The organism is Fructilactobacillus sp. X3R2C1 (genome assembly GCF_059901235.1).
This window is the reverse complement of the sequence record NZ_JBWXVA010000006.1, coordinates 33,917-59,742: the sequence shown is the minus strand read 5'-3', so window position 1 is coordinate 59,742 and position 25,826 is coordinate 33,917. Positions and strand designations below refer to the sequence as shown.

At 38.9% G+C, this 25,826-nt stretch carries 31 protein-coding genes, 1 other RNA gene and 1 other annotated feature; of the genes, 28 read left to right on the top strand and 4 right to left on the bottom strand.

The features are described from left to right. The first annotated feature begins 107 nt into the window (after positions 1 to 107). Genes AC6UDB_RS06625 through AC6UDB_RS06615 form a run of 3 tightly spaced genes read left to right on the top strand, consistent with a single transcriptional unit; the run spans position 108 to position 2,779 of the window. Positions 108 to 1,055, top strand: a complete 948-nt coding sequence (locus tag AC6UDB_RS06625; RefSeq protein ID WP_500709498.1) for an AEC family transporter — start codon at positions 108 to 110, stop codon at positions 1,053 to 1,055. Positions 1,056 to 1,106: 51 nt separating this feature from the next. After that, on the top strand, positions 1,107 to 2,084 hold the full coding sequence (locus AC6UDB_RS06620) for a DMT family transporter (RefSeq protein WP_500706817.1): 978 nt from the start codon (positions 1,107 to 1,109) through the stop codon (positions 2,082 to 2,084). Between the two features lie 23 nt (positions 2,085 to 2,107). Further along, complete coding sequence (locus AC6UDB_RS06615) at positions 2,108 to 2,779, top strand: 2,3-bisphosphoglycerate-dependent phosphoglycerate mutase (RefSeq protein WP_500701483.1); 672 nt, start codon at positions 2,108 to 2,110, stop codon at positions 2,777 to 2,779. Between the two features lie 91 nt (positions 2,780 to 2,870). On the opposite strand, the gene rpiA is transcribed toward AC6UDB_RS06615, so the two are convergent. Further along, positions 2,871 to 3,560, bottom strand: a complete 690-nt coding sequence (gene rpiA, locus AC6UDB_RS06610; protein ID WP_500696793.1) for a ribose-5-phosphate isomerase RpiA — start codon at positions 3,558 to 3,560, stop codon at positions 2,871 to 2,873. Positions 3,561 to 3,717: 157 nt separating this feature from the next. Between rpiA and AC6UDB_RS06605 the strand changes: the two genes are divergently transcribed. The 14 genes from AC6UDB_RS06605 (at position 3,718) to mprF (ending at position 15,316) form a co-directional block, all read left to right on the top strand. Then, complete coding sequence (locus AC6UDB_RS06605) at positions 3,718 to 4,254, top strand: dCTP deaminase/dUTPase family protein (RefSeq protein WP_500699879.1); 537 nt, start codon at positions 3,718 to 3,720, stop codon at positions 4,252 to 4,254. 15 nt (positions 4,255 to 4,269) lie between these two features. Beyond that, on the top strand, positions 4,270 to 5,652 hold the full coding sequence (gene radA, locus AC6UDB_RS06600) for a DNA repair protein RadA (RefSeq protein WP_500699878.1): 1,383 nt from the start codon (positions 4,270 to 4,272) through the stop codon (positions 5,650 to 5,652). An 87-nt stretch (positions 5,653 to 5,739) separates the two neighbouring features. Continuing rightward, positions 5,740 to 7,149, top strand: coding sequence for a cysteine--tRNA ligase (cysS, locus tag AC6UDB_RS06595; RefSeq protein ID WP_500709497.1), 1,410 nt, complete (start codon positions 5,740 to 5,742; stop codon positions 7,147 to 7,149). A 4-nt stretch (positions 7,150 to 7,153) separates the two neighbouring features. Beyond that, positions 7,154 to 7,579 (top strand): Mini-ribonuclease 3, encoded by a 426-nt coding sequence (locus tag AC6UDB_RS06590; protein WP_500696797.1) that lies wholly within the window; start codon positions 7,154 to 7,156, stop codon positions 7,577 to 7,579. Next, positions 7,569 to 8,321, top strand: coding sequence for a 23S rRNA (guanosine(2251)-2'-O)-methyltransferase RlmB (gene rlmB, locus AC6UDB_RS06585; protein WP_500701487.1), 753 nt, complete (start codon positions 7,569 to 7,571; stop codon positions 8,319 to 8,321). The genes AC6UDB_RS06590 and rlmB overlap by 11 nt, the downstream gene beginning before the upstream one ends. A 192-nt stretch (positions 8,322 to 8,513) precedes the next feature. Continuing rightward, positions 8,514 to 9,095 (top strand): sigma-70 family RNA polymerase sigma factor, encoded by a 582-nt coding sequence (locus tag AC6UDB_RS06580; RefSeq protein ID WP_500709496.1) that lies wholly within the window; start codon positions 8,514 to 8,516, stop codon positions 9,093 to 9,095. Positions 9,096 to 9,143: 48 nt separating this feature from the next. Then, a complete protein-coding gene (gene rpmG, locus AC6UDB_RS06575; protein ID WP_500694478.1) occupies positions 9,144 to 9,293 on the top strand; it encodes a 50S ribosomal protein L33 in 150 nt (49 codons plus the stop codon). Between the two features lie 14 nt (positions 9,294 to 9,307). Further along, positions 9,308 to 9,487, top strand: coding sequence for a preprotein translocase subunit SecE (gene secE / locus AC6UDB_RS06570; protein WP_500694477.1), 180 nt, complete (start codon positions 9,308 to 9,310; stop codon positions 9,485 to 9,487). Positions 9,488 to 9,589: 102 nt separating this feature from the next. Beyond that, entirely contained in the window at positions 9,590 to 10,150 is a 561-nt protein-coding gene (nusG, locus tag AC6UDB_RS06565; RefSeq protein ID WP_500696800.1) for a transcription termination/antitermination protein NusG, read from the top strand. Positions 10,151 to 10,274: 124 nt separating this feature from the next. After that, positions 10,275 to 10,700 (top strand): 50S ribosomal protein L11, encoded by a 426-nt coding sequence (gene rplK, locus AC6UDB_RS06560; RefSeq protein WP_010021774.1) that lies wholly within the window; start codon positions 10,275 to 10,277, stop codon positions 10,698 to 10,700. 91 nt (positions 10,701 to 10,791) lie between these two features. Continuing rightward, the gene (rplA, locus tag AC6UDB_RS06555; protein WP_500696148.1) at positions 10,792 to 11,484 is read left to right on the top strand and encodes a 50S ribosomal protein L1; all 693 of its coding nucleotides are present in this window, start codon (positions 10,792 to 10,794) and stop codon (positions 11,482 to 11,484) included. Positions 11,485 to 11,540: 56 nt separating this feature from the next. Continuing rightward, positions 11,541 to 11,657, top strand: a sequence feature (ribosomal protein L10 leader region). A gap of 26 nt (positions 11,658 to 11,683) precedes the next feature. After that, positions 11,684 to 12,202: a 50S ribosomal protein L10 gene (rplJ, locus tag AC6UDB_RS06550; RefSeq protein ID WP_500694474.1), complete on the top strand. Its 519-nt coding sequence runs from the start codon at positions 11,684 to 11,686 to the stop codon at positions 12,200 to 12,202. A 38-nt stretch (positions 12,203 to 12,240) separates the two neighbouring features. Then, positions 12,241 to 12,606 (top strand): 50S ribosomal protein L7/L12, encoded by a 366-nt coding sequence (rplL, locus tag AC6UDB_RS06545; RefSeq protein WP_500694473.1) that lies wholly within the window; start codon positions 12,241 to 12,243, stop codon positions 12,604 to 12,606. A gap of 124 nt (positions 12,607 to 12,730) precedes the next feature. After that, a complete protein-coding gene (gene mprF, locus AC6UDB_RS06540; protein WP_500709495.1) occupies positions 12,731 to 15,316 on the top strand; it encodes a bifunctional lysylphosphatidylglycerol flippase/synthetase MprF in 2,586 nt (861 codons plus the stop codon). Between the two features lie 47 nt (positions 15,317 to 15,363). On the opposite strand, the gene nrdF is transcribed toward mprF, so the two are convergent. The 3 genes from nrdF to nrdH form a co-directional block, all read right to left on the bottom strand. After that, complete coding sequence (gene nrdF, locus AC6UDB_RS06535) at positions 15,364 to 16,371, bottom strand: class 1b ribonucleoside-diphosphate reductase subunit beta (RefSeq protein WP_500694471.1); 1,008 nt, start codon at positions 16,369 to 16,371, stop codon at positions 15,364 to 15,366. Between the two features lie 17 nt (positions 16,372 to 16,388). Further along, positions 16,389 to 18,554 (bottom strand): class 1b ribonucleoside-diphosphate reductase subunit alpha, encoded by a 2,166-nt coding sequence (gene nrdE, locus AC6UDB_RS06530; RefSeq protein WP_500699869.1) that lies wholly within the window; start codon positions 18,552 to 18,554, stop codon positions 16,389 to 16,391. Positions 18,555 to 18,633: 79 nt separating this feature from the next. After that, positions 18,634 to 18,864: a glutaredoxin-like protein NrdH gene (nrdH, locus tag AC6UDB_RS06525; protein WP_500699868.1), complete on the bottom strand. Its 231-nt coding sequence runs from the start codon at positions 18,862 to 18,864 to the stop codon at positions 18,634 to 18,636. A 159-nt stretch (positions 18,865 to 19,023) separates the two neighbouring features. On the opposite strand from nrdH, the gene AC6UDB_RS06520 reads away from it, so the two are divergent. The 11 genes from AC6UDB_RS06520 (at position 19,024) to AC6UDB_RS06470 (ending at position 25,825) form a co-directional block, all read left to right on the top strand. Then, positions 19,024 to 19,638, top strand: a complete 615-nt coding sequence (locus AC6UDB_RS06520; protein WP_500699867.1) for a class I SAM-dependent methyltransferase — start codon at positions 19,024 to 19,026, stop codon at positions 19,636 to 19,638. Next, positions 19,631 to 20,092 carry a tRNA adenosine(34) deaminase TadA gene (tadA, locus tag AC6UDB_RS06515; RefSeq protein WP_500694467.1) on the top strand — a complete coding sequence of 154 codons (462 nt, stop codon included), beginning with the start codon at positions 19,631 to 19,633 and terminating at the stop codon, positions 20,090 to 20,092. Before AC6UDB_RS06520 ends, tadA begins: the two co-directional genes overlap by 8 nt. A 50-nt stretch (positions 20,093 to 20,142) precedes the next feature. After that, positions 20,143 to 20,229: signal recognition particle sRNA small type (ffs, locus tag AC6UDB_RS06510), an RNA gene on the top strand. 132 nt (positions 20,230 to 20,361) lie between these two features. Then, a complete protein-coding gene (gene dnaX / locus AC6UDB_RS06505) occupies positions 20,362 to 22,161 on the top strand; it encodes a DNA polymerase III subunit gamma/tau (protein ID WP_500709493.1) in 1,800 nt (599 codons plus the stop codon). A gap of 14 nt (positions 22,162 to 22,175) precedes the next feature. Continuing rightward, positions 22,176 to 22,493 (top strand): YbaB/EbfC family nucleoid-associated protein, encoded by a 318-nt coding sequence (locus AC6UDB_RS06500; protein WP_500696169.1) that lies wholly within the window; start codon positions 22,176 to 22,178, stop codon positions 22,491 to 22,493. Between the two features lie 14 nt (positions 22,494 to 22,507). Continuing rightward, positions 22,508 to 23,107: a recombination mediator RecR gene (gene recR, locus AC6UDB_RS06495; protein ID WP_500694465.1), complete on the top strand. Its 600-nt coding sequence runs from the start codon at positions 22,508 to 22,510 to the stop codon at positions 23,105 to 23,107. 10 nt (positions 23,108 to 23,117) lie between these two features. Continuing rightward, the gene (locus tag AC6UDB_RS06490; protein ID WP_500696139.1) at positions 23,118 to 23,363 is read left to right on the top strand and encodes a YaaL family protein; all 246 of its coding nucleotides are present in this window, start codon (positions 23,118 to 23,120) and stop codon (positions 23,361 to 23,363) included. Positions 23,364 to 23,460: 97 nt separating this feature from the next. Continuing rightward, complete coding sequence (tmk, locus tag AC6UDB_RS06485; protein WP_500709491.1) at positions 23,461 to 24,111, top strand: dTMP kinase; 651 nt, start codon at positions 23,461 to 23,463, stop codon at positions 24,109 to 24,111. 11 nt (positions 24,112 to 24,122) lie between these two features. Beyond that, a complete protein-coding gene (gene darA / locus AC6UDB_RS06480) occupies positions 24,123 to 24,449 on the top strand; it encodes a cyclic di-AMP receptor DarA (protein WP_500694462.1) in 327 nt (108 codons plus the stop codon). Between the two features lie 12 nt (positions 24,450 to 24,461). Further along, positions 24,462 to 25,502, top strand: a complete 1,041-nt coding sequence (gene holB / locus AC6UDB_RS06475) for a DNA polymerase III subunit delta' (RefSeq protein WP_500709490.1) — start codon at positions 24,462 to 24,464, stop codon at positions 25,500 to 25,502. Next, on the top strand, positions 25,499 to 25,825 hold the full coding sequence (locus AC6UDB_RS06470) for a DNA replication initiation control protein YabA (protein WP_500694460.1): 327 nt from the start codon (positions 25,499 to 25,501) through the stop codon (positions 25,823 to 25,825). Before holB ends, AC6UDB_RS06470 begins: the two co-directional genes overlap by 4 nt. Position 25,826 lies beyond the last annotated feature (1 nt).

The following is a 25,826-nucleotide window of genomic DNA, read 5'->3' as shown; positions in this document are numbered from 1 at the left end:
TAGTAGATTTTAATATAACCGTATTATTCTTATTGGGGCAATTTCTAGTGGTGTAAAATCGTGTGGTACAATAACTTAAGTAAAACTTACAAGAATAGGATGATCAAATGGGTATTTTTTTTAAGAGTATATCAGGGATATTAATTGTACTGATCATGATCGTGCTCGGTTTTGTTTTGGCTAAACGGCACTGGTTTAATGATGATTCAACTAACTTAATTGTTAAACTGGTTATTGACGTAGCCTTGCCGTGTTACATGATCTATACGATTGGTCGCGATTTTACGACCGACACGTTACTTTCAACGTTGCCAGACTTAAGATTTCCGGTCATTAGTATGTTAATCATGTTTGGGATTTCGGTGGCAATTGCTCGGGTGATTCGAATTAAAAAGTATCATCGGGGGGTGTTTGAATCGATGTTTTTAAATTCAAACACCGTCTTTGTCGGATTGCCGGTTAATATGGCTCTGTTTGGGGCCAAAAGTTTACCGTACGTGTTAGTTTACTACATGGCTAATACGACCTTTTTTTGGACCATTGGTGTTTACTTAATCCAACGTGATGGGGACGCTAATTCCAAGTTTGACTGGAAAAAGACCGTGAGTAAAATTTTGTCACCACCATTGCTGGGATTTATCTTTGGGGTGATTTTAGTTTTACTGCGAATTAAAATTCCCAACTTTTTAATGAGTGATTTCCAATATATTGGTGGGTTAACCATCCCACTTTCAATGATGTTCATTGGAATTTCGATGGCAAATATCAACTTTGACAAATTTGACTTTAGTTCTTCTAATTGGGGAATTTTACTGGGTCGATTCGTGATTTCACCAATTTTAATGGCACTGTTGGTTATTCCAACTGGGATGCCAGTTTTGATGAAACAAGTCTTCATTATGCAGGCTGCCATGCCGGTTATGACTAATGCACCAGTGGTAGCCAGAAAGTATGGTGCGGATGCAGATTATGCTTCACTGATGGTCGCTGAAACCACGATCATCAGTTTAATTGTTTTGCCCATTTTAATGGTGATTGTGCAACAAATCCGTTAAGACGAGTCAATTGAAAAATAGACAAGTAAAGAATGGGAGTAGTAGCTTAAAGTGAAAAAATCAGTGATTTATGTGTTAATTTCGACGTTAATGTTTAGTTCGATGGAGATTGCCCTAAAGGTGGCAGGAAGTGAGTTTAATCCAATTCAGTTGAATTTACTTCGTTTCTTCATTGGTGGGATTGTCTTGTTACCCTTTGCGTGGTATGAATTACATAAACGACGACGCAAAATCAACTTAAAGGATTGGAAGACGTTTGCGTTTACCGGTTTTGCGTGCGTGGTAATTAGTATGACCCTGTACCAGTTAGCGATTGTGTACGATAAGCCAGCTATTGTGGCCGTCCTGTTTAGTTGTAATCCGGTCTTTGCCGTAATCTTTGCGTACTTCATTTTGCATGAACGAATTGGACGGGCCAACTTAATCTCATTAATTATTTCGGTCATTGGCTTAATTGTGATTGTTAATCCATTTAACTTAACTAATCCAGTTGGAATTATTTTGTCACTCTTATCGGCTGTTACTTTTGGCTTTTACAGTATTTTGTCGCAGTATTGCTCGGTCAAAAGAGAATTAGATGGAGTTACCATCACTTGTTTCACTTTTATTGCTGGTTCTTTGGAGTTATTTGTTTTATCATTGATTACCAATATCCCGTTTGTTTCAAGTGGGATGAAATCGGTGGGATGGTTGAGTCAGTTTGCATCCATTCCGATCTTAAGGGACGTTAATTTACAAAATTTCTGGATTTTATTCTTTATCGGAGTCTGTGTAACCGGCGGCGGTTTTGCGTTTTATTTTTTAGCGATGCAAGAATCAGGGGTCTCAATTGCTTCCCTAGTATTCTTTATTAAGCCAGGTTTGGCTCCAGTCTTAGCAATGATTTTTGTGGGCGAAAAGATTAATCTGCCTACCATTATAGGAATTGTGATTATCCTGATTGGTTCGGTGGTTACGTTTGTAGGTGAGCGTTATAAAGAGACCGATTCAACCATGTTAGACGATCAGACGATTGAAGAAGGTAAATAAATTTAGTTTATTGAGGCGGTTGTATGAGTAAGTTAGTAATTATGAGACATGGCGAAAGTGTCGCAAATCACACTAATACCTTTACTGGATGGAGTGATGTTCCACTGACTAAGAAGGGCGTAGAAGAGGCAATTAAGGCCGGCAAACGCTTAGGTCAGACCGGGATTCAGTTCGGTGATGTTCATACATCAGTCTTAAAACGGGCGATTGTCACCGCTGACATTGTTTTGGACGTGATCAATCAGGATTTTATTCCTGAACATAAGACGTGGCGCTTAAATGAGCGACACTATGGTGCTCTTAGGGGTCAAAATAAAGAGGAAGTTAGAAAGCGGGTCGGAGACGAACAGTTTATGAAGTGGCGCAGGAGTTTTTACGCTGTTCCCCCTAAATTAGATCAGGTGTCCCCGATTCGAAAATATCGGCGCTTAGGTGTAATTGAGCCACCAGCTGAAAGCCTTAAAATGGCTTATGACCGGATGATTCCGTACTGGCAGGATTCGATTGCCCCCAAATTGCTGGATGGTAAAAATCAACTGATAGTTGCTCACGGAAGCACACTGCGAGCTTTAATTAAATATTTAGAAAATATCAGTGATAAAGGAATTGATGGCGTGGAAGTTAAAAACGGGAAGCCGATCATTTATACCTTTGACCCAGATTTAGATATTTTAGATAAGACCTACCTTAAATAACAAAAGGACGAAAACTCAATCAAAGTTTTCGTCCTTTTGTTATTTAGATTTTGATGATAGTTGCGTAGTTATTTTTGGGTCGGTTAAATCATTAGCGAGCTTCAATTGTTTCCGGTCCGTCGGGATGTTCTACGATAATGGTATTTACGATGTTCAAGAACAGCCCATGTTCCACAATTCCTGTCATACTATCAAGTTTTTTGCCCAGTTGAACGGGAGTCGTGATTTCAGGTAAGCCTAAGTCAATAATGTAGTCACCAGAATCGGTTGTTAATTTCCCTCCATTCGTGCTTTGACGAAATTTCGGATGAAGTCCCATCCGATTGAGACGACGATATAGTTGGCCACTGCCATAAGGGATTACTTCAAGCGGAAGTGGAAAATTGAGTTTTTTAACCATCTTACTTTCGTCAACAATCCACATGTTACGATCAGAATTAATGGCAACGATTTTTTCCATCAGGTGAGCGGCTCCACCGCCTTTAATTCCCTGAAAATTTTTGTCAATTTGATCGGCCCCATCAATGGTTAAATCAATGTGGTCGACTTCGTCAACATCCTTAGTAGTGATGCCTAAGCTTTCCGCGTGACGCTTAGTTTTACTGGAAGTGGGCACACCGATAATATCTAGATGTTCATTTTTGATGCGCTCTCCCAGTGCGTCTACCATGTACTTGATGGTGGTACCAGATCCAAGACCCAGTACCATCCCATCCTTAACGTGCTTAACAGCTTCTTTTCCAACGTGTTTCTTTAATTCTCGCTGATCTGCTGAATTCATTTGATTGTTCCCCTTCAAATTAAGTCGTTACTTTTAGTAACTTGACCACTATTATTAATTTTCAATGGTCTTTATGATTTTGTCAAGCAATGTCAAAATTTAAGAAATACTGGTAAAATAATAGTAGGAATTTTTGAGAATAAAGGGGTATTAGAAGATGCAAAGAGGCTTTGAGATTGTTTCAAAATATCAGAATGACGGCTTGACTTTGCCAAAACGAGCAACTGAAAAGGCTGCCGGATATGACTTTGCCAGTGCCGTTGACATGGTTATTCCGTCAATCTGGAAAACTGGTTTAATTCGGTCATTTGGTATCATTAAGGCTAGAAGAAAGTTGGATCAACAAGACATCATGGATTCAGAGAATGCTTTAAAGCCCTTTTTGGTTCCAACGGGAATTAAGGCTTACATGCAGCCAAATGAAGTGTTGATAATCGCGAATCGCTCAAGTAATCCTTTAAAACGAAACTTGGTAATTCCAAACGGGATCGGTGTTATTGACGCTGATTATTACAATAATGAAAGTAATGAGGGTGAAATTTTTGTCCAGATTCTAAACTTTGGAATCGTCGACCGTAAGATTAAAAAAGGTGATCGAATTGGACAAGGAATCTTTATGCCTTATTTACTTGCGGATCAAGATGAGGGACCAAAGCTGACTCGAAATGGGGGATTTGGTTCTTCTGGCAAATAGTTAGGAAATGATTTAATGGCTAAAGCAAAAACGCAATATGTTTGTTCCAACTGTGGATATATATCACCACGATATCTAGGTCGTTGTCCTAACTGTGGTGAATGGAACACGATGGTTGAACAAACGGTCCAAAAAAATGATACCAAAAAGGCGAACGTGAGTCGGGTTTCACTGAGCGGGACTAAGTCGCAACCCCAGCTAATTAGACAAGTTAGCGCTGAAAGTGCTCCGAGGATTCAGGTTGATTCAAATGAACTGAATCGGGTGCTTGGCGGAGGCGTGGTTCCAGGTTCACTGGTCCTAATCGGTGGTGATCCGGGGATTGGTAAGTCAACGTTACTTCTCCAAGTCTCCGGTCAATTAGCAGCCTCAGGACAAAAGGTACTGTACGTCTCAGGAGAAGAGAGTGCCGATCAAATTAAGATGAGAGCTGATCGCCTCAATGTTTCTGAAAAAGGGAACTTATACCTTTATCCAGAAACGGATATGACTTCAATCAGGAAGGCAATTGAAGAAGTGAAGCCGGACACCGTTATCATTGACTCCGTTCAAACCATGCAAGAAGATGAGATCCCGTCTGCGATTGGGTCTGTTACGCAGGTTCGAGGCGTTACCTCGGATTTAATGAACATCGCAAAAACCAATGGTATCACCATTTTCTTGGTGGGACACGTTACTAAGGGTGGTACTCTTGCCGGCCCAAAGACTTTAGAGCACATGGTTGACACCGTTCTTTATTTTGAAGGGGACAAACATCATTCTTATCGATTACTACGCGCCGTTAAAAACCGATTTGGATCTACGAATGAGCTCGGAATTTTTCAAATGGATGAAGATGGGCTAAAAGAAGTCAAGAATCCATCTGAGATTTTTTTAGAGGAGCGTTTGAAGAACGCTACCGGATCAGCAATTGTGGTAGCAATGGAAGGAACTCGTCCGATTCTGGTTGAACTTCAAGCCTTAATTGTTCCCTCGGTTTTTGGGAATGCGCAAAGAACTGCGTCTGGACTGGATCGAAATCGTGTTTCACTGATTATGGCGGTTCTTGAGAAACGGGCTGGATTGATGTTACAAAACCAGGATGCTTATTTAAAAGCTGCTGGTGGGGTCAAACTTAATGAACCAGCCATTGATTTGGCAATGGCAATTAGCATTGCGTCAAGTTATGAGAATATTGGAACCGATCCAAAAGAGTGTTACATTGGTGAACTTGGTTTGACTGGTGAGATTAGAAGGGTCAATCGAATTGAGCAACGCGTTATTGAGGCCCAGAAACTAGGTTTTAAGCGCGTATTGGTTCCTAAATATAATCTAAAGGGATGGACTCCACCTAAAAATATTCAGGTCATAGGAGTTTCAACCATTACCGAAGCTCTCAAAACAGCATTAAAAAAGTAAAATATTTTCATTTCAATTGGTCTAGTTCATAATGAACTGAAGGGTTAATTATGATGTTAATATTGAACAATCATTAGGAGGTTGGACATGTTAAAAGTTTATAATTCACTTACAAATGAAAAAGAAAAGTTTGAACCAATCACACCGGGTGTGGTTAACATGTACGTCTGTGGTCCAACTGTTTATAACTATATTCACATTGGCAATGCGCGAAGTGTAGTGGCATTTGATACCATTCGTCGTTATCTTGAATATTGTGGTTATAAGGTGAATTATGTGTCTAATTTTACCGATGTTGATGATAAAATGATTAACGAAGCCAAAAAAGAGGGAACCACGGTTTCTAAATTAGCCGATAAATACATTAAGGCTTTTATGGAAGATACGAAAGCGTTAAACGTGCAACCTGCAACCGTGAATCCGCGTGCCACGGATAATATTAAGGACATTATTACCTTTGTTTCTGACTTAATTAAAAAGGGATATGCTTATAACGTTGACGGGACGGTTTACTATCGGGCTCGTAAGTTTAAATCTTATGGCTTACTAGGACACGAAAACATCGATGACCTTGAGAGTGGTGCAAGTGAGCACGTTTCAAGTGAAGAATTAGCCCAAAAAGAAGACCCGATTGATTTTGCACTTTGGAAAAAAGCTAAACCAGACGAAATTTCCTGGGATTCTCCGTGGGGAAAAGGCCGTCCCGGTTGGCACATTGAGTGCTCGGTAATGTCAACTAAGTACCTTGGTAACACCTTTGACATTCACGGTGGTGGGATTGATTTAGAGTTCCCTCATCATGAAAATGAACGGGCACAGAGCGAGGCCAAAACGGGTCAAAAGTTTGTTAATTACTGGCTTCACAATGGTTTTGTGACCGTCGGTGATGAAGACGAGAAGATGAGCAAATCTAAAGGGAACTTTGTTACGGTTCATGATTTGCTTAAGAAAGATAATCCTCAAGCCTTGCGTTTTCTCATTTCGACCACTCAGTATCGCCGTCCAATTCGTTTTAGCCAGCAGGGAGTTGATGAAGCTGCCACCAATCTGCAAAAAATACAGACGGCTTACGATAATTTGAACTATCGGTTAAAAGACGCTGATCCTTATAACGATCCGAAATTAGACCAAGAGATTCGTCAAATTCAGGCTGATTTTCAGGATGCCATGGATGATGACTTTAACGTTCAAAATGGGATTGCCAAGATCTATGAGCTGGCTAAGCTTGGAAACGTTTATGCGGAACGACCAGTGGTTTTTAAGGATTCGATTAAGTTACTTATGAAACGGTTAGAACAGTTGTCCGCTATCTTTGGAATTAAACTACAAAGTAGTGAGTTAAATGACGACAAAGTTAAGAAATTAATTAAGCAAAGAAACGATGCGCGAGCTAACAAGCAGTTTGCTAGAAGTGATGAAATTCGGGATGAATTAAAAAATAAGGGTATTATTTTAGAAGACACACCACAGGGGACCCGATTCAGAAGGGAAAATTAGTTTAATGAGTGAAGCGGACGATAATATTCAATATCGACAGTTAAATGGTATTGTACTAGCTTATTTAGGTGATGCGGTTTATGAGGTATACGTGAGACGGCATTTGATTGACGAGGGCATCGCTAGGCCAAATCAATTGCAGCATTTTGCTACTAAATATGTGTCAGCCAAGGCTCAGGCCGGATTGATTGCTTTGATGAATCAGGATGCAATCTTAAGTGATGAAGAAGAGTACTTTTTTAAACGGGGACGTAACGCCAAGAGCTATACTCACGCCAAGAATACGAGTGTTGTTACCTATCGGATTTCCACTGGCTTTGAAGCCCTCTTTGGTTTCCTGTCCCTTAGTGGCCAAGATAAAAGACTCAATGAACTGGCGCAGTGGTGCATTGATCAAGTTGATTCTGGGAGGGTTGAGTATGAGAGATAATGAAGATTTTATTATTGGGAGACACCCGGCAGTCTCAGCACTGCGCAATGAAAATCAAGAAATTAACAAGGTATTTTTACAAAATGGAGTCAGTCAAGAAGATGACACCATTAAGGCGGTTATTCGTTTGGCCAAGGGTCGTCATTTAGTAATTTCTAAGGTGCCAAAGCAAAAGTTAGACTTGATGTCAGACCACCAGAATCATCAGGGAGTCATGTTATCAATTGCATCCTTTAATTATGCATCGATTGATGATTTATTTAAAAATGCTGAATCAAAGGGTGAACCACCATACTTCATTGTTCTGGATAACATTGCCGATCCTCATAATTTGGGGTCAATTATTAGAACCGCAGATGCTGCCGGCGTTCATGGGGTGATCATTCCCAAGCGTCGTGCTGTTGGATTAACATCAACGGTAGCGAAAACCTCTGCGGGGGCAATTGAACGTGTTCCGGTCGCCAGAGTAACTAACTTGGTCAACACCGTTAAAGAATTAAAAGAACGTGGGTTGTGGGTCTTTGGTACTGATATGAAAGGAACTGATTATCGGCGCTGGGATGCTAAAAGTCCGAGTGCTCTTATCGTTGGCAGTGAAGGTAAGGGGATTTCGCCTTTACTTAAAAAACAGGTTGATGAAACACTTACCATTCCAATGGTGGGGGATATTCAGAGCTTGAATGCGTCGGTTGCTGCCGGATTAGTTATGTATCAAGGTTTTAACTCGCGCCATCCTTTATAATGAAATGACTGAACTAAAGAACAATGCCAGCACATTGTTCTTTTTTATTGGGCCGTTTAATATCGTAAATTCGATATTAAAAATTGGTTAGCAGATAATATCACATATCGAACGTTTGTTCGCTTGTTTGAGCTCAACTCGTTTCGATACGATACTAAGTGTTAATTAATTGATTAAGAGGAGGGCCAATTGATGAATAAAGAAGAGAAACGGGCTAAAGAATTAGAAATGGTTGAGGATGCAAAAAAGAACGATGTCGGTTTCATCAAATTGTTTAAAAAATATGCGCCAATTTATCTAAAGTTGTGGAACGATTTCTACTTATCAGGTATGGAACTCTCAGATTGGAAACAGGAAGCGGCCATTGTGCTTAGTCGAACAATTATTAGGTATGATGCCAGTCGTAAGGTTACCTTTGGCAGTTACTATAAAGTTAACTTAAAAAACCGCTTATATGATATTTTAAGAAAAAAGCGAGCTCAAAAGCGCGTGCCCGATTCTAAAAAAGCTTCTCTTAGTGCGTATTTTCAATTTTATTCTGATACCATTGCCGATATTCATGCTGCCAGTCCAGAACGAGTTCTTTCAACGTATGAGAACTTACAAGGCTTGATGAAAAGGAGTTCAGTAGTTGAGAGAATGGTGATTATTCGTTCGCTTGAGAATTATTCGTTTGAAAAAATGGCCCAGGTTTCTGATGTGAATGTTGTGAAGTTGAAAAATGCGATTGCACGTTGTCGGCAGAAGTACTATAGATTTAATAAAATTGACTAACGTTGAAATTGATGATACGATTAGTTAGTTATTAAGGAGGTGCAGCTTATGGCACAGAAAAAGGTAGCATTAGCTTGTTCTGTATGTGGTTCAAGAAACTACACCATTTCCAGCAATCCGAATCGCGTCAAACGATTGGAAGTAAAGAAATTTTGTAAGCATTGTGGAAAATATACGTTGCACCGAGAAACTCGTTAAGAGGGGAATTTTACATGAAACGATTATGGAACTTTTTTAAGAGCGTTATTGCAGAGATGAAGGTGGTTGTTTGGCCGAACGCTAAGCAAACTAGAACCGATACTTCAATCGTTATCTGGACTACCATCTTTTTTGCAATCTTTCTTGGTGTAATTGATTGGGCAATTCAAACCATTTTGAAGTTACTAGCCTAAACTAGATTAGTGTGATAATTTCTGTTATAGTTAGTTTGATGATAAGAACTTCGTTTACGCGAGGTTTTTTTATTTTGCTTTAAGTTAAAGGAGATAATCATTGTGGTAGAGACTGCAGAAAAGCAATGGTATGTATTACATACATACTCTGGCTATGAAAACAAAGTTAAAATGAATCTTGAATCTAGAAAAGAATCCATGGGAATGGAAGACTATATTTTTGACATTGTTGTTCCAGAAACCGAAGAACACGAGGTTAAAAACGGTAAAGAGAAAGTGGTTATGAACAAGACCTTCCCAGGATACGTGCTGGTTCAAATGGTAATGACTGATAGAGCCTGGTATGTCGTTCGAAATACTCCCGGAGTGACTGGATTTATTGGTTCTCACGGTCAAGGTTCAAAGCCCAATCCGTTGTTACCCGAAGAGGTTGAAAACGTTATGTCAACGATTGGGGTAAAGAAGCGAGTTAAACCATTGGATAGCCGGGTTGGTGATACGGTTACCATCGTTGAGGGAGCCTTTAAGGGACTTTCTGGCAAGATCACTGAGATTGACAACACTAAGGGTAAACTCAAGGTTAATATTGACATGTTTGGTAGAGAGACTAGTACTGAACTGGAATTTGACCAAGTTAAGCCCCTAGAAGCCGATTCTGAGTAAAATATTCATTGTCACGTTTCAATAAACGTGGTATATTTAACTAGTATGCGTATTGCATAAATTAACGTGGGAGAAGAAATTTTGATCTTCATTTACCACACACGGACTTAAGGAGGTATGTCTCGTGGCTAAAAAAGTAGCTAATGTAGTTAAACTACAAATACCTGCGGGTAAAGCAACACCCGCTCCTCCAGTTGGACCTGCTTTAGGTCAAGCTGGAATTAATATTATGGGATTCACTAAGGAATTTAATGCACGTACTGCTGATCAAGCAGGAATGCTGATTCCAGTTGTGATTACTGTTTACGAAGATCGTTCATTTGACTTTGTAACCAAGACCCCTCCAGCTGCTGTCCTATTAAAGAAAGCCGCTGGTGTTGAACACGGTTCCGGTGAACCTAACACTAACAAGGTCGCAAAAGTTACCAAAGACCAAGTTAAGCAGATTGCCGAAACCAAAATGCAAGATCTAAACGCAGCTGATGTAGAAGCAGCTATGCGCATGGTTGAAGGTACGGCACGTAGTATGGGATTCACTGTTGAAGGTTAATTTCACTATGCCCGGACAGCACAATGTCGAAAGATAATGTGCTAGTGGGAGGAAATTCCGTTATAACCACAATTGCAAGGAGGAAGACACAATGGCTCGTAAGAGAGGTAAGAAGTACGAAGATGCTTCAAAGCAAATTGACAAGAGTAAAAAATACGCTGCTCAAGATGCTGTAGAATTAGTTCAAAAATTAGATTCAGTAAACTTTGATGACACTATCAGAGTTGTTTATAAATTAAACGTTGATACTAAACAAGCTGATCAACAATTACGTGGTGCCGTGGTTTTACCTAATGGTACTGGTAAAGATCAAACAGTTGTAGTATTTGCCAAGGGTGAAAAGGCTCAAGATGCTAAGAACGCAGGTGCCGATTTTGTCGGTGATGACGACTTAGCTCAAAAAATTCAAGACGGATGGCTCGACTTTGATGTCGCAATTGCTACTCCTGACATGATGGCTCAAGTTGGTCGTTTAGGTCGTGTTCTTGGACCTAAGGGATTAATGCCAAACCCTAAGACTGGAACTGTTACCATGGATGTTTCAAAAGCGGTTTCTGATGCTAAGGCCGGTAAGGTTACTTACAGAACTGATCGTGATGGAAATGTCGCAGTTTCAATCGGTAAAGATTCATTTGACGCAGACAAGTTGGCCGAAAACCTTAACACCATCAACGATGTGATTGTTAAGAATCGTCCAGCATCTGTTCGTGGAACTTACATTAGTAACATCTCAGTTTCATCAACAATGGGACCTGGTGTCTCAGTTGATCCTGAATCATTTTAGTTACTAACTAATTAAATAATCCCTAATTGACTAATTTTTATCATTATGATAGATTATTAGTTGAATATGATTCGCCTAAGACTCAGGTGGTTTTTGACCTTAATTATGCCTGCCGAGGAGTAATACACTCTTTCTCTATGTTTTGGCGAACATAGGGATTTTTTATTAAGTCCCAAAATACATTGGGAGGTGAAATAATATGCCAAAAAAAGAAGTTATTGATACTAAAGCCAAAAAGGTTGATGAAGTTGCTGACCAATTTCAAAAAGCTGTATCAGCAATTGTTGTTGATTACCGAGGTTTAAGTGTTGCTCAAGATACTGATTTACGTAAACAATTGCGTGATAATGATGTCTCAATGAGTGTTATTAAAAATAAAATTTTAGAGCGTGCTGCTGATAAAGCAGACGTTAAGGATTTGAAAGATACTTTTGTTGGACCTACTGCTATTGCATTTTCTGATGAAGACCCAGTTGCTCCAGCCAAGATTTTGAAGAACTTCGCTGATGATAATCCTGAACTTGAAATCAAGGGTGGAATTATCGAAGGAAAGATCGCTTCACTTGATGAAATCAATGAATTTGCTGCTCTACCAAGCCGTGAAGAATTGCTTTCAACTCTTGCTAACATCTTGAAAGATCCTATCCGTAAGGTTGCTTATGCTGTTAATGCCGTTGTTGATAAAGATGACAATGGTGACGATAGTGATGCAGCTTAATAAAAATAGATTAAATGTCCTAATAGGAGGAAATTAAAATGGCTTTTGATAAAGATAATATTATTGCTCAATTAAAAGAAGCTTCAATCACTGATTTAAACGACTTGGTTAAGTCAATCGAAGATGAATTTGATGTTTCTGCTGCTGCTCCAGTTGCAGCTGCAGGTGCTGCTGGTGGTGAAGGTGCTGCTAAGGATTCATACGACGTTGAACTTACTGAAGCAGGTCAAGAAAAGATTAAGGTTATCAAGGCAGTTAGAGATATCACTGGTCTTGGTTTGAAAGACGCTAAAGACTTAGTTGATGGCGCTCCTAAAGCTATTAAAGAAGGCGCTTCAGAATCAGATGCTAACGACATCAAGGACAAGCTTGAAGCCGTTGGTGCTACTGTAACTCTTAAGTAGTCGATGACTAAAAAGAACGTGCAAAAGCACGTTCTTTTTTTTGCCTTAATATTGTTTAAATAAAGTTGTTTTATGTCATAAAAATTGAGAGAATGAAGTTAGCCGATTTTTTGGGGGTTAACAATTGAAAAAAGCATTAAATAAAGTTATAGATTTCTATAACAAATATTCTGCCTGGATTAAGGGGATTTTTGTCACCCTGGTCCTTGTGTTTGTTGTTTACGAGGCGACCCACGTACTTTCTGAGATTAACGGAAAGGAAATGCGAGCGAGCCTTGCGTCACAGTCACCAACAACGTTAATTATTTTAACGATTTTAGGATTTGTGGCTGTGTTACCAATGTTAATATATGATTTTACCATTACGGAGTTTCTGCCTGGCAAGTTTAAACCGTCCTACATCGTCAAGAGCGGGTGGATCGTTAACACATTTACTAATATTGCTGGGTTTGGTGGCTTTCTTGGTGCTAGTTTGAGAGCCATGTTTTACAGTAAAAATGCTAGTAAGAAACAGGTATTATATGCCATTTCTAAGATTGCCTTGTTCTTACTGGCAGGACTTTCCACCTATTGTTTGGTTTCGTTAGTTTTGATCTTTGGATTTGGCATTGGATATCAGTATGCAAAGGATTGGATTTGGTTAGTAGGTGGAGGAGTTTATTTTCCAGTGATTTTCCTAGTTACTAGATTCAGTAATTCTGAGTTTTTTAGTGATTTGACCTTAAAACGGGAGTTTCAACTGATCCTCGGTTCCTGCCTCGAATGGGGGAGCTGTGCCATGTTGTTTTTAATTATTGGATACTTCATGAAACTTAACATTAACCTTTGGGACGTTTTCCCCATTTTTATTGCTGCTAATGTTTTTGGAGTTGTCTCAATGCTTCCGGGTGGTCTTGGGTCGTTTGATACGATGATGATTGGTAGCCTGAGTTTACTTGGGGTGTCACCGACAATTGCTGCCGTGTGGGTGCTGTTGTACCGAATTTTCTACTATTTTCTCCCGTTTTTCGTGGGGGCCTTTCTCTTTTTCCACGAAATGGGAGCACGAATTAACAATTTTCTGGATGATATTCCGAAAACGATTGTTCATAGGTCGGCCCAGCTGGTCATTACGATTTTTATGTACTTTTCGGGAATCATGATGATTTTGTATGCGACTATTCCTAATTTGGCTCTTGTTAATCCACTCTATTTATCACTGGCACCATACACGCTGTTCTTTTTAGGACAGTTGTCGAACGTGATTATTGGGATTTTATTGATTGGATTAGCACGTGGAGTAGGATCAAGAGTCCACAAAGCTTTTTGGCCGACCGTTATCATTTTGTTGTTTGCCATTGCTAATACCCTGTGGAAAGAGGACTTTCCATTAAAATTAACGTTACTGTTAGGATTTATCATTATTTGTTTGTGGTTATCAAGAAAGGGCATGTATCGGCAAAAACTCACGTACTCGTGGGGGAATGCAATTTTTGACGGCATCATTTTCATTGGTACTTTCTTAATGTATTCCATCATCGGAATCTACATGAGTAATCATAACTTGTCTAGTAGTCACGCTCCCGTCAAAATGATGAATGTGTATCTTTTACCATCTGAACAGGTCTGGTTAACTGGATTTGTGGGCATTATCATCGCTTTTATTATCCTGTTTATGTTGTACAAGTACTTAACGTACGCTCGCATTCCATGGTTGAATCAACCCTTTGATGAAGTTAGAATTCGCAATGTTATTCGCAAATTTGGTGGAAACGAAGTTAGTCACTTAGTCTTCTTGCGTGATAAAAAGGTTTACTTCTACGCTGAAGATAGTGAAGACGAAGTCATTTTCATGTATAAACAGAAGGCGAATAAGTTAATTGTGATGGGTGAACCAATTGGAAATCAGGATAAATTAGATCCAGCGATAGACCAGTTCATGAGTGATGCTGACAAAGCTGATTTCTCCCTGGTGTTTTACGAAGTTGGAGAATCACTAACAATGTTGCTTCACGAAAAGGGCTTTGACTTTATTAAGGCTGGAGAGGAAGGTCACGTTGATTTAACGGATTTTTCGCTTACCGGTAAGCGACATCGAGGTGAACGGGCGTTAATGCACAAGTTCGATCGGGAAGGCTATCGTTTTGAGGTTTTAGATCCACCATTTTCTAAAGAACAGATGGGTGAATTTAAACGAATTTCTGATGAGTGGCTCAATGGACGTGATGAAAAGGGCTTCTCTCTGGGCTTCTTTGATCCATATTACTTAAACCAGGCTCCAATTGCGGTCATTCGCGATAAAAATGATGCGATTGTAGCTTTTGCTAACATCATGCCAACGGGTGATCGAGTGATGACTTCGGTTGACTTAATGCGGTCGGGAAATGATGCTCCGTCTGGAATTATGGATGGAATCTTCATTCATCTCTTCAGGTATTCAAAGGATGAGGGTTACAAGTGGTTTAACTTAGGAATGGCACCCCTAGCTAATGTGGGTGAATCAAAATTTAGTTTTATTAACGAAAAAATTGCTCACTTAATTTATCAGTATGGTGATGCGTTCTATAGCTTTCAAGGATTGCGGTCTTATAAGCAGAAATACGTCGATAACTGGGTGTCTAAGTACTTCGTATACCGTAAGGATAATTCATTGGTATTCACGATGCTACAGCTCTTATCGGTGGTTAGTGAACGTCCCACGATTGAAAATGTTGAAGAAAATATGCCATAAAAAAGAGGTTTCAGAATTAATTCTGAAACCTCTTTTTAGTTGAACAATTATTTTGGGTTCTTTTTATTACCAATATCGTAGTCGGAATCGCTCATTGCTTCAACGTTACCAAGTCGATAACCGTTACCGACTTGGGAGAAGAAGTCATGATTGACCGTAGCGGTGGAGATTCCGTTCATAACGATTGGGTTAACGTCTGCTTCAGTATCAGGGAACATTGGATCTTGTCCTAGATTCATGAGGGCCTTATTGGCGTTATATCTAATGAAAGTTAAAACATCTTCAGACCATCCCACTTGGTCGTAAAGCAAATGGGTGTACTTTTCCTCATTTTGATAAAGGTCGTACAAGAAGTTATACATCCAATCCTTTAAATCATTTTGTTCATTTTCACCTAATTGGTTGAACTGAACTTGGAATTTATAGCCAATGTATGTTCCGTGAACCGATTCGTCACGAATAATTAATTTAATGATTTCAGCAACGTTTGGAAGCTCGTTATGACCCAGGTACCAGATGGGAGTATAGAATCCAGAGTAAAAAAGAAAAGTTTCAAGGAACACACTAGAAATTTTCTTTTTTAATGGATGACCATCGTCATGGTATAACGAATAGATCTTTTTCGTTTTGTTTTGGAGGAATTCTTCTGTATCACTCCAATGAAAGATTTCATCAATTTCATCAGGGGTGTTTAAAGTTGAAAAAATGGATGAATAGCTTTTGGCGTGAACGGATTCCATAAATTGAATGTTATTTAAAACCGCAATTTCATGTTGGGTAACAGCATCATTTCTAAGGGCGGCCATTCCGTCTTGAGACTGTAAGGTATCCAGTAAAGTTAAGCCACCAAAAACGTGACCAACAATCCATTTATGATCATCGTCAAGCGAACGCCAATCCTTTAAATCATTTGACAAAGGAATTCTGGTATCAAGCCAGAACTGTTCGGTTAGTTTTTCCCAGGTGGCTTTATCAATCTCGTCGCCAATGGAATTCCAATTAATGGCCTTGTAGTTTCCCTGTAACTTTCCGGTTAAAACTTTATTAATGTCCATAAATTCCCTCCTAAAGATTAAATTACACAGCTTTCACACTCGTTAGCACCAACTTCAGTGTTGTCGTCGGTAAATGTCCGAACATAATAGAGCGATTTAATTCCCTTTTTGTAGGCGTAATTACGAAGGATCGTTAAATCTCTGGTGGACATTTTGTTACTTCGACCGTCTTTCCATTCGTATAGCCCTTCAGGAATGGTTGAGCGCATGAAGAGAGTCAAACTCATTCCCTGATCGACGTGTTTTTGAGCGGCGGCGTAAACGTCGATCACCTTTCGCATGTCCGTGTCGTAAGCTGATTCGTAGTAAGGAATGGTGTCATTAGAAAGGTAGGGGGCCGGATAGTAAATTGTTCCGATTTTGGACTCTTGTCTGGCTTCAATTTTTTGAACAATCGGGTGCAAACTAGCGGTAGCATCACCGATGTAAGCGGTGGAACCGTTTGGAGCAACTGCCATTCGGTTTTGGTGGTACAAACCATATTCCATGATTGACTTCTTTAAATCTTCCCAATCTTTTTCAGTTGGAATAAAGACGCCATCAAACAATGACTTGACTTTTTTGGAAGTTGGCGTCCAACTTTTATTTACGTATTGATCAAAATAAGAACCGTCAGCGTACTTACTCTTGTCGAAGTTATGAAAGACCTTACCGCGATCCTTTGCCATTTGATTTGAGGCCTTTAAGGTCCAGTAATTTAATAACATGAAATAGGTGCTGGTAAATTCAATGGATTCTTTTGAACCATAATACATATGATTTTTAGCAAAATAAGAGTGAAGACCCATAGCTCCTAAACCAATTGAGTGACTTAATTCATTGCCACGTCTGACTGATGGAACAACGTTAATTGATGAATGATCGGTCACAAAAGTTAGAGCTTTGACCATGGCTTCGACTGATTTACCGAAGTCGGGAGAAGCCATCAAATTGACAACGTTCGTTGACCCTAAATTACAAGAAACATCGGTTCCGAGCTGTTCGTAATTTTGTTCATCATCAACAATTGATGGGGTTTGGACTTGCATAATTTCAGTACATAAGTTACTCATGACGATTTTGCCATCAACTGGATTGTCGCGATTGGCGGTGTCGATATTGATAATGTATGGGTAGCCGGACTCTTGTTGTAACTTACCAATTTCTGTTTCTAGTTCACGTGCCCTGATCTTCTTTTTGCGAATATTCTTGTTGTTGACCATGTTGTCGTATTCTTTAGTGATATCGACGTAAGAAAAGGGAACGCCATACTCACGTTCAACGTCGTACGGACTAAATAAGTACATATCTTCATTGTTTTTAGCTAGTTCATAGAATTTATCTGGGACAACTACACCCAGGGAAAGAGTGTTAACCCGAATTTTTTCGTCGGCATTTTCCTTTTTAACCCCTAAGAACTCGATGATGTCGGGATGGAAGACACTTAAATAAACAACCCCAGCACCGTTTCTTTGGCCTAATTGATTAGAATAGGTAAAACTATCCTCTAGTAACTTCATTACTGGAAGAACGCCGCTAGCTGCTCCTTGAATGTGTTTAATAGGGTCGCCGGCCGCTCTAAGGTTAGAAAGGTTGATCCCAACTCCACCACCAATTTTGGATAACTGAAGGGCCGAATTAATGGTACGACCGATGGTATTCATGTTATCGGTGGTTTGAAGTAGAAAACACGAAATCAACTCACCCCTGCGTTTCTTTCCAGCATTTAAAAAAGTTGGAGTGGCTGGTTGAAAGCGTTGATGAATTAATTCATCAGCAAGATCCATGGCAAGCTTTTGATCGCCATCAGCAAGAAACAGGGCGTTCATTGCGGTTCTGTCTATGTAGCTTTCTAAGTACATGGAATTGTCATCAGTTTTCATGGCGTATTGAGCATAAAACTTGTATGCAGCCATAAATGATTTGAAGTGAAAATCTTGTTTTTCCAAATACTTGTATAATTTTTCAATGAATGAAAAGGGATATTTATTTACAAAATCCTCTTCAATGTAATTATGCTTAATTAGATAATCAAAACGATCTTTTAAAGAATCAAACTTAACGGTATTTGGATTAACGTTTTCTTTGAAAAAGGCTTTTAAAGCCTCCTGATCTTTTTCCAATTGGATTCTGCCATCGACAGGGATATTAATTTCATTATTTAGTTCGTAATACGTAACATCGTGCAAATCTTTTAAAGACATATTGGATTACTCTCCCTTAATCGTGTCGTACGAAATATCTGAAACGTTGGTTTTGTATTATACTATAAATATGAAAAATTTAACCAACTAGTTTCTTTAATTGGTCAGGTTGAAACCCACTAAATGCTTCAAGTGCTTGACTCTCAACAACTGGAACAGCTTGAAAGCCTTCACCCTTCAGGTAATCGACGTATTCCGGATTTTCGGATGTGTTTTTTTCAACGAAGTCAACGTTGTGTTCGCTAAGGAAACGTTTTGTCATCTTGCATTGGATACAATTGTTCTTGGTAAATACAGTAATTTTTTTCATTTTGTTTCATCTCCTTGATATCTTTCACTTGATGAGTTTACTCTCAAAAAGTGAAATTTTCAACAGAAAAAAACACCATATATAGTGAAATTGATAGGAATTAGACGCTATATATAGTGTTTATGGTTTAAATATTATTTTTTTAGGATGTGATTAATTTTGAACGACTTTTATTATACCGCAAATCCTGATGTTAAACATGAGGAAAAACATTGGAACTTTTCTTTACTTAAAACCACGCTAAGTTTTGTGACAGACAACGGTGTGTTTTCTAAAAATACCGTGGATTATGGTTCGCGGGTTTTGATTAATAATGTCGATGTTAATGAAATGCCTCAGGGAGCAATCTTAGACATGGGATGTGGTTACGGCCCGATTGGTCTGTTTTTGGCCAAGACAAATCCAGAACGGCATTTTACTATGGTAGACGTCAATAATTTAGCATTAAAACTGGCTAAACAGAATGCGGATCTCAATCAGATTGATAACGTAGATATCTTTGCTTCTGATGGGTACCATAATATTTCCCAAAAGTATGCGGGCATTATAACTAATCCGCCCGTTCGTGCCGGAAAAAAAGTTGTCGATGAAATGATTACGGGTTCTTATGACCACCTGGTTAATGATGGAACGTTGACGGTGGTTTTACAAAAGAAGCAGGGAGCACCCTCAGCTAAAAAATTAATGAATAAGGTTTTTGGTAACGTACAAATCGTTAAACGGGATAAGGGATATTACATTTTAAAGAGTAGAAAGGAAGTCATAAATGAATGAAAATGATGCGTATTTTATGGACCAAGCTTTAAATGAAGCTAACCATGCTTACGTCATTGGTGAAGTACCGATTGGAGCATTAATCGTTAAGGACGGTCAAATTGTTGGGAAGGGACATAATCTGCGTGAACACACGGAGATTGGAACCGAGCATGCTGAAATCATTGCGATTGAAGAAGCGTGTATCAATTTAAAGAGTTGGCGTTTAAATGATTGTGAGATGTACGTGACGGTTGAGCCTTGTTTAATGTGTGCTGGTGCGATTATTAATACCAGGATTAAAAGATTAGTATATGGAGCAAAAAATGAAAAAGCTGGAGCCGTTGAAAGTCTTTACCACACCCTGAATGATTCAAGACAAAACCATCAGGTTCAAGTGACAAGTGGATTGAAAGCCACCCAATCTGGTAATATGATGAAGAAATTCTTTAAAGATAAACGCAAATCACGGTAATATTCCTAGACATTTGTGGATTTTTCGGTTATGATAATTAATGCCGTAAGGCCCTGAAGCAAGGGCAGACTTACGAACCGTGTCAGGTCCGGAAGGAAGCAGCACTAAGTATCTTTTGCCTTGTGCTTCTCGTTTTTAGAAATTAAACTCCTAGTCGTTTGACTGGGAGATTTTTTTTGGACAAATTGTCGTTTAAAGTTATTAGCATTTCGTCAATTTTCAAGATATAATAATTAATGGTATCAATTTTCAGTGAAAGGAAGCATTTCATGAGTTATCAAGCACTATATCGGACCTGGCGTCCACAAAGATTTGATGAAATTGTCGGGCAGCCAGTCATCACTCAGACTTTAAAAAACGCATTGATAACTAACCAAATTAGTCATGCGTATTTATTTACGGGTCCGCGTGGAACGGGAAAAACTTCTGCCGCTAAAATTTTGGCCAAGGCAGTTAACTGTCCTAATTTAAAGGATGGAGAACCCTGTAATGAGTGTGAAACGTGCTTAGCAATTAATAAAGGTGCGTTTAATGATGTCATTGAAATTGATGCTGCTTCTAATAATGGGGTCGAAGAGATCAGAAATATTCGCGATAAGGCGAAGTATTCCCCAACGGAAGGTAAATATAAAGTTTATATCATTGATGAAGTGCATATGTTGTCGACGGGGGCCTTTAATGCCTTGCTTAAAACACTAGAAGAGCCGCCGGAGCACGTCATTTTCATATTGGCTACCACTGAACCCCAAAAGATTCCTGCTACCATCATTTCACGAACACAACGTTTTGATTTCAAGCGAATCAAGGCTAGTGATATCCTGCAACGAATGGAATACATCCTTTCAAAAAAGGGCATTGAGTACGATGACAAGGCGCTAAAGGTAATCGCTAAAAGTGCTGAGGGTGGGATGCGTGATGCACTTAGTATCCTTGACCAAGCTCTTTCCTACAGTAATGATAAGGTGACATATGAAAGTGCCTTGTCAGTCACTGGTAGTGTCACCAGGGATCGAATTCAGTCGTACTTTGAGGCTGTTTTTAATTCAGACGTTTCGACGGGTTTGAAAATGGTTCAAGAAATTCTTGATGACGGCAAAGACGCTAATCAGTTTATTGAGGACTTAATTGATTATTGTCAGAATATTTTGTTATATCATCAGGATCCAGAAATGGTCCAAAAGAGCGAACTTGGACTTTTAGGCGACAATTTTAAGACGATTGCTGATAAGGTGGATAGTAATCTAATATATCATTACGTTGAAATTATGAGTGACGTTCAAAGTCAGATGCGTTATTCGTCTCATCCCGATGTTTATTTGGATATTTTAACGGTTAAACTGGCAAATCAAAAAGAAAGTGACCCAGATAACGAATCAAAAAGCGATGATAAGGATACGAAAGTTTTAAAAAAGCAACTGTCCGAACTGCAAAATCAAGTTAGTGAGTTAAAGTCGGAACTGGGCAATGGGTCAACGTCAACTGCTGATGATAAGCAACCTAAATCAACTAAATCTAAGCCAATCGCTGATTCCCCTCATTATGATTCCACCAAACAGGTCCGAGTTAATTTGACGAAAGTTTACGATATCCTAGAAAAGGCCACTAGAAAAGATCTGACTACCTATCAGGATATCTGGCAGGAATTACTTCAGTCGTTGTCGGTCACGCAACGAGCCGTGATGCATGTCTCAAACCCCGTTGCTGCGAGTGATAAGGGAGTTGTTGTTGCCTTTGATTATGGCTTTTTGTATCAGAAGGCTGGAACCGATGGTGATTTGATGGATGCACTTCAAAATGGCCTTGATCGTATTTTAGGATTTGTTCCAATGGTGGTGTTTGTACCAAATGATGAATGGCCACAACTTAGAAGTAACTATCTTAAAAATCACCGGTCTCATAATGAAAAGACTAAGTCAACCCCCAAGTCAGAAAAAGCGGCTTCTAATACGAATAAAGCTTATGAAAAGCAAGAACAAACTGAAACGACCAAAGATAAAGATAACAATGATTCGGTTAATACTGCCAAGCAGATGTTTGGTGATGATATAATTGATGTTAAAGATGATTAATTAAAAGGAGAATAATTATGAACGGAATGAACATGGGAAAGATGATGCAAAAAGCTCGTAAGATGCAACAACAAATGCAAAATGAACAAGAAGAAATTGAGAAGAGTGAGTTCACTGGAAAAGCTCCAGAAGATATGGTGACCGTTACCTTTACTGGTGATCGCAAGATGAAAGACATGAACGTCAAACCAGAGGCCATTGATCCAGATGATCCAGACATGCTCTCAGATCTAGTGATCAGTGCGGTTAACGATGCACTTTCACAGATTGAAAAGACCACTCAAGATAAGATGGGGAAGTATACCAAGGGAATGAATATTCCAGGTATGTAGAAGAAGGGATTTAAATGCAATACCCAGAACCAATTGCTAAGCTAATCGATAGTTACATGCATTTGCCAGGAATTGGCAGAAAGACCGCTACTAGATTGGCGTTTTATACGGTTGATATGAATAAAACCGATGTAAAAAACTTTGCGGATGCCTTAACTTCAACTAAGAATGATTTGCGTTTTTGTTCAATTTGCGGCAATATCACCGAGACCGATCCCTGTGAGATCTGTACCGATGAAAGTCGTGATCAAAGTAAGATTATGGTAGTGGAACAGTCTAAAGATGTGATGACGATGGAAAAAATGAAGGATTATAATGGTCTTTATCACGTTTTACACGGAGTGCTTTCCCCAATTGAGGGGAAGGGTCCTGAAGACATCAATATCAGCTCTTTAATCAAACGACTGCAAAAAAACGAAGAAGTTAAAGAAGTCATCATTGCTACTAATGCAACTCCTGAGGGAGAAGCAACGGCAATGTATTTGGCAAAGTTAATTAAGCCAGCAGGCATTAAAGTTACCAGATTGTCTCATGGATTGTCAGTTGGAAGTGATATCGAATATGCAGATGAGATGACCCTTTCAAAGGCAGTTTCTGGACGCACCGAAATGTGAGGGATAAACGATGTTTTCGTTATTTAGATATAGTTCTATGAAGCAAAATTATGATGATCAATTGCTTGATACCATCAATTTTTTAAAAAATGATTGGGATCAGGCTGTGCAAACTGAACAAGCTGTTTCCGAAACGGACAGTCACTTATTTGCACAAACGATGCTTACAAAGCAAAAATACATGTTTATGTATCGGCAAGCACGAAAACGAAACATTAAAAATGATCGGATTCAACCGTCAGTATATGAAAACTAAACGTAAGCCAGCTAGATCCTAGCTGGCTTTTTAAATAGACAATAAATATAACTTAAAGTACAATGAAAATAGCAAAAATGCTGGGACTGAATCTAATATGACTGGACAATTTATTACATTTGAAGGCACTGATGGTGCTGGAAAAACCACCGTTTTAAATCAGGTGGTTGATAAAATTAAACCAATGCTTAAAGACCAATTGCTAACTACTCGTGAACCAGGTGGAAACCAAGTCTCCGAGCAAATTCGTCAGATAATTTTGAATAAAAACGAGTCAGATATGGATGACCGTTGTGAGGCGCTTTTGTTTGCGGCGGCCAGAAGAGAACATTTAGTTAAAACTATTTTGCCAGCTTTAAAGTCCGGTCAATTAGTTTTGTGCGACCGCTATCTTGACAGTTCAATTGCGTATCAAGGAGCGGGCCGAGAACTTGGTGAAAACGCCGTTTTATCAATGAATCAGTTTGCTACTGAGGGTTTAATGCCCGATACCACCATTTATTTTGACGTCCCAGTCGACGTTGGATTAGATCGCATTGCTGAACATCGGAGTGGGGAAGTTAATCGTTTGGATCTTCAAGAACACGATTTTTATGTTCGGGTTCATGAAGCTTATGATGAAATTGCTAAGCAGGATCCCAAGCGGGTTATTAAGGTTGATGCTACTAAGCCAATTGAACAAGTAGTAGATCAGGTCATTTCCGTATTGTATAAGAGAGCAGCTAGATATTTTAACGAAAGTAAATAGGAGGATCAGTTATGAAGTTAATTATTGCAATTGTCCAAGATAAGGATGCAGCCAAATTACAATCTGAATTCATCAAACATAAGATCCAGGCAACCCAATTATCCACTAAAGGTGGATTCTTGAAGGCTAAAAACGTCACTTATTTGATTGGAGCTAAAGATGATAAGGTCGACGAGATTTTGGATATCATTAAAACAACCTGTGAAACTAGAAAACAATACATGACACCACCGGTTAGTTTAGCTGGAAGCATTAGTGAGACGTCTTATCCGGTTGAAGTTCAGGTTGGAGGAGCAACGGTTATGATTTTGCCAATGGAATCATTAAATCGCTTCTAGTTAGTTAATATAATGGTAGAAGAAACTTTAGCTCAGACCATAATTAAACAGGCTACCCAAAAACAAGCTACTTTAACACAACACTTTATGGGCGTTATTTCGGCTCAAGATCTCAGTCACTCGTATCTTTTTTCGGGTTCGGATGGTTTGGGAAAATTAGCGGTTGCAAAGACGATTGCAATGCGTTTGTTTTGTAATAACGTTCAAAATGGCATGCCATGTGGCATCTGTAATGAATGTGTCCGGATCGCAGAAGACGAACATCCTGATGTGGTGATGATCAAACCCGATGGCAGAAGTATCAAAGTTGATTCAATTCGACATTTAAAACATGAATTTTCTAAAAGTGCGGTTGAAGGAAACAAGAAGGTTTTCATTATTGACGGGGCCGATACGATGACTACTAGTGCTGCTAATAGTCTTTTGAAGTTTATTGAAGAGCCAAATGGGCAAGTTAATTCCTTTTTACTTACCAATGACTATCGAAAGATATTACCAACCATCATATCTAGAACGCAGTTAGTAGAATTTCCAAAAATTAACGAAGATAACTTGATTAAGTACGTAACTGATAGAGGGTTATCGAAAACGTCTAGTAATCTTATTTTAGAATTAACTGAGGACTTATCTTCAATTGATAAAATGCTTGAAGACGGTTGGTTTAACAAGGTTAAAGAGATAGTTGAGCACTGGTTTAATGAATTAGTTAATGATGATTATCGCGCTTTTACGAGCGTTCAAATTAGCTTTATGCCTAATATAACGGGTCGGTTTGAACAACAGATGACTTTAAAAATGATTTATCAAATTTTTAAGGATGTCTTTGATGTCAAGTTTAGGGAATTAAAGCCTGATAGTTTAGGGTTTGGTGATCAGTATTCCCTTTTGAAACAGATGGCTAACCAGTTATCAGATGATCAATTAATTGAAATCATCACAACGGTCTTGAACAGTGCCAAAAAACAAGATCTAAACGTTAGCTTCCAAAATATTTTGGAGGTTATTACCCTGAAATGTTTAGCAGTCATTGAAGGAGGAGCAAAAGTCGATTGAAAGAATCAGATGTTAACGAAGAATTTAATAATTTGGAATCACAATCGGAATTAATGAGTGAAAAAATTGGTGATCTTCGGGATGAAATTGATAAAGTCATCGAGGAAAATTCAGAACTGAAGATTGAAAATGAACATCTTCGAGAGTTAATTTCGGGAAAAGATGGGAAAAACAAAAAGAAGCAGCAACTTTCGATGTCTAAGAAGAATTTGGAAAAGTTGTATAACGAAGGATTTCATGTTTGCACACAGTTTTATGGAAAACGGCGTAACAGTAATAGTAGTTGTATGTTTTGTACCGATATCATTTACGGAGAAAGGTAAT

Excerpts from the sequence above, each read along its gene's own strand:
- AC6UDB_RS06625 (WP_500709498.1), top strand. The coding sequence starts at position 108 with ATGGGTATTTTTTTTAAGAGTATATCAGGGATATTAATTGTACTGATC.
- AC6UDB_RS06615 (WP_500701483.1), top strand. The coding sequence starts at position 2,108 with ATGAGTAAGTTAGTAATTATGAGACATGGCGAAAGTGTCGCAAATCAC.
- rpiA (WP_500696793.1), bottom strand. The coding sequence starts at position 3,560 with ATGAATTCAGCAGATCAGCGAGAATTAAAGAAACACGTTGGAAAAGAA.
- AC6UDB_RS06605 (WP_500699879.1), top strand. The coding sequence starts at position 3,718 with ATGCAAAGAGGCTTTGAGATTGTTTCAAAATATCAGAATGACGGCTTG.
- radA (WP_500699878.1), top strand. The coding sequence starts at position 4,270 with ATGGCTAAAGCAAAAACGCAATATGTTTGTTCCAACTGTGGATATATA.
- cysS (WP_500709497.1), top strand. The coding sequence starts at position 5,740 with ATGTTAAAAGTTTATAATTCACTTACAAATGAAAAAGAAAAGTTTGAA.
- AC6UDB_RS06590 (WP_500696797.1), top strand. The coding sequence starts at position 7,154 with ATGAGTGAAGCGGACGATAATATTCAATATCGACAGTTAAATGGTATT.
- rlmB (WP_500701487.1), top strand. The coding sequence starts at position 7,569 with ATGAGAGATAATGAAGATTTTATTATTGGGAGACACCCGGCAGTCTCA.
- AC6UDB_RS06580 (WP_500709496.1), top strand. The coding sequence starts at position 8,514 with ATGAATAAAGAAGAGAAACGGGCTAAAGAATTAGAAATGGTTGAGGAT.
- rpmG (WP_500694478.1), top strand. The coding sequence starts at position 9,144 with ATGGCACAGAAAAAGGTAGCATTAGCTTGTTCTGTATGTGGTTCAAGA.
- secE (WP_500694477.1), top strand. The coding sequence starts at position 9,308 with ATGAAACGATTATGGAACTTTTTTAAGAGCGTTATTGCAGAGATGAAG.
- rplA (WP_500696148.1), top strand. The coding sequence starts at position 10,792 with ATGGCTCGTAAGAGAGGTAAGAAGTACGAAGATGCTTCAAAGCAAATT.
- rplJ (WP_500694474.1), top strand. The coding sequence starts at position 11,684 with ATGCCAAAAAAAGAAGTTATTGATACTAAAGCCAAAAAGGTTGATGAA.
- rplL (WP_500694473.1), top strand. The coding sequence starts at position 12,241 with ATGGCTTTTGATAAAGATAATATTATTGCTCAATTAAAAGAAGCTTCA.
- nrdF (WP_500694471.1), bottom strand. The coding sequence starts at position 16,371 with ATGGACATTAATAAAGTTTTAACCGGAAAGTTACAGGGAAACTACAAG.
- nrdE (WP_500699869.1), bottom strand. The coding sequence starts at position 18,554 with ATGTCTTTAAAAGATTTGCACGATGTTACGTATTACGAACTAAATAAT.
- nrdH (WP_500699868.1), bottom strand. The coding sequence starts at position 18,864 with ATGAAAAAAATTACTGTATTTACCAAGAACAATTGTATCCAATGCAAG.
- tadA (WP_500694467.1), top strand. The coding sequence starts at position 19,631 with ATGAATGAAAATGATGCGTATTTTATGGACCAAGCTTTAAATGAAGCT.
- dnaX (WP_500709493.1), top strand. The coding sequence starts at position 20,362 with ATGAGTTATCAAGCACTATATCGGACCTGGCGTCCACAAAGATTTGAT.
- recR (WP_500694465.1), top strand. The coding sequence starts at position 22,508 with ATGCAATACCCAGAACCAATTGCTAAGCTAATCGATAGTTACATGCAT.
- AC6UDB_RS06490 (WP_500696139.1), top strand. The coding sequence starts at position 23,118 with ATGTTTTCGTTATTTAGATATAGTTCTATGAAGCAAAATTATGATGAT.
- tmk (WP_500709491.1), top strand. The coding sequence starts at position 23,461 with ATGACTGGACAATTTATTACATTTGAAGGCACTGATGGTGCTGGAAAA.
- darA (WP_500694462.1), top strand. The coding sequence starts at position 24,123 with ATGAAGTTAATTATTGCAATTGTCCAAGATAAGGATGCAGCCAAATTA.
- holB (WP_500709490.1), top strand. The coding sequence starts at position 24,462 with ATGGTAGAAGAAACTTTAGCTCAGACCATAATTAAACAGGCTACCCAA.